Genomic DNA, 1,158 nt, shown 5'->3' with positions numbered 1-1,158 from the left:
CGGCCGGAGCAGCGCCCTGCTGGGCACCGCCCTTGCGGCCGCCGCGCGCGCGCGCGGGCGAGCGGCGCGCGCCCTGGCGCCGCGCCCGCGCGGCCTGATCCCCGCTCACGCTGCCGACCGGGTTGCCCTGCAGGTCGACGCGCGCCGCGCCTTCCACCAGGCACGCCCAGTAGCGGCTGCCCTGGCACCACGCCGCAATCGCCTGCTGCAACTGCTCGCGGGTCAGGCCCAGCGCGTCGAGCTGCTGCGCGGCATCGTCGAGAATGCCCTGCTTGAGCGGCAGCTTGGGCGCGGGATTCTTGGGAAACGCACGCGGAAAGTGCCGTTGCAGGCGCCAGATCGACTCCACCACCGGATCGACCGGCTCCTTGCGCTCCTGGCGCCGGGGCGCGGCCTGCCGCGTGGCGTCTCTGGGCTCGCGGGTCTCCTTGGAACCGCCGGGGCCGCTGGGACCCCTGGCGCCCTTCCCATCTTTCGCACCCTTGGCACCCTTGGCACCCTTGGCGCCCCTGGACTCCCGGGACTCCTTCGCGTCCCCGGCGCCCCCGGACTCTTTAGCCTGTGCTTTTGCCTGCGCCGCCAGTTGCAGCTTCAGTGCGGCAAGTTGTTCGAAACCCATAGTGCATCCGCTTCTAGAAAGTTATTCGTGCCGGGTGGCAACCACCCCGCCAGCCAGGCCATCGCGGCCCGGCCGGAACCGCGGCAACCCCACAGTCTAGCAATCCTGGCGGCTACCGGCGCGAATCATGTTGTATCGGGGATGCGGACGGGACGATCGGAGCGATCGGGAGAAGGGAGAATCGGCGCCGCATGGCGCGGCGGCACGGTGCGATACCGCCGCTTTGCTCCCCTCCCGCGCGGCGGGAGGGGAGAGACAACATGCCGCCGGCCTCAGAAGTCCAGGCCGCCCGGCGCGCCGCCGGGCAGCGCCGGCGCGGCGTCGGCCTTGGGCTGCTCGATCACCGCGGCGTCGGTGGTCAGGATCAGGCCGGCCACCGAGGCCGCGTTCTGCAGCGCGGTGCGCGTGACCTTGGTGGGGTCGACCACGCCGCCCTCCACCAGGTCGCCGTACTCGCCGGTGGCCGCGTTGTAGCCGAAGTTGCCGCTGCCCTCGGCCACGCGCGCCACCACCACGCTGGCTTCCTCGCCGGCGTTGGT

The 1,158-nt window shown here is 72.5% G+C and carries 2 protein-coding genes; both read right to left on the bottom strand.

The window, feature by feature from the left end; translation table 11 throughout:
* Nucleotides 1–619 (bottom strand): ProQ/FinO family protein (locus K206_RS42460; RefSeq protein WP_029044471.1); only part of this gene is annotated, 619 nt, incomplete at its 3' end.
* Nucleotides 620–891: 272 nt separating this feature from the next.
* The coding region (locus K206_RS40595) for a TCP-1/cpn60 chaperonin family protein (RefSeq protein WP_043368020.1) at nt 892–1,158 on the bottom strand (267 nt) is incomplete at its 5' end.

The organism is Cupriavidus sp. WS (genome assembly GCF_000395345.1).
Classification (GTDB): Bacteria; Pseudomonadota; Gammaproteobacteria; order Burkholderiales; family Burkholderiaceae; genus Cupriavidus; species Cupriavidus basilensis_B.
The sequence above is the reverse complement of the archived record's forward strand: the minus strand, read 5'-3'. Positions and strand labels throughout refer to the sequence as shown.